The following is a 703-nucleotide window of genomic DNA, read 5'->3' as shown; positions in this document are numbered from 1 at the left end:
CTTTTGTACCTTTGGTGTTCCAGCCAGGGGAAGCCTTTCAATTCGATTGGAGCGAAGACTGGGGCAATATCGGTGGTGAGCGGGTCAAGCTTCAGGTCGCTCATATCAAGCTGTCACATAGGCGTTGAGGTTTGCGTCTTCGTTGACCGAAATGCACAGCCGTTCCAAAGGCTCTTCGAGAATCCGCGGACCAAAGTCGCTCTCACCGGTGGTTTGCCGGGCTGCCTCCAAGAGCCAACCCGGAGCAAACTGCTCAGGCACATCATCCATCTGCATGGGAGTTGCGGAAAGCTCTCGCGAATTCGTGTCTCAACATCGCTCATTGGTGTTACCAATCCTTTTGCGCCAGTTCTTCGGCGCGGTTGACCATGCTGCCGGGGCTTTGCGCGCCGGGGGTGACTTTCACCCAGTCAATGCGGCCGGGGTAGGTAAACGTGCCGCGCCCTTCACATTCGGCCGAGACTTTGGTCTTCCGGTCGAGCCCGACTTCAAACCCTTCACCGTTCAGCAAAAGAATACAGGGCGACATGTTAAGGCTGCCAGAGGCGCCGCCTTGCAGGCTGATGTCGGCCTCGCCCTGCAACTGACCTGAGCCCCTGAATTTCCTCCAGTTTTGTGTAGAGTCCGCCCAACCGAAGGACGGACAAATGAAGACGAGATTCACGGACGAACAGATCATCCAAATGATCAAGGAGCAGGAAGC

At 56.2% G+C, this 703-nt stretch carries 2 protein-coding genes; both read right to left on the bottom strand.

What is annotated here, in order from left to right:
• Positions 1-105: 105 nt before the first annotated feature.
• A complete protein-coding gene (locus P2081_RS20210) occupies positions 106-276 on the bottom strand; it encodes a hypothetical protein (RefSeq protein WP_278924585.1) in 171 nt (56 codons plus the stop codon).
• Between the two features lie 52 nt (positions 277-328).
• On the bottom strand, positions 329-703 hold a 375-nt coding region (locus P2081_RS20205; RefSeq protein ID WP_278924584.1), incomplete at its 5' end, for a hypothetical protein.

It is taken from the genome of Pseudophaeobacter profundi, from assembly GCF_029697505.1.
GTDB lineage: Bacteria > Pseudomonadota > Alphaproteobacteria > Rhodobacterales > Rhodobacteraceae > Pseudophaeobacter > Pseudophaeobacter profundi.
Note: the sequence above shows the minus strand (reverse complement) of the source record. Positions and strands in the feature narration are given on the sequence as shown.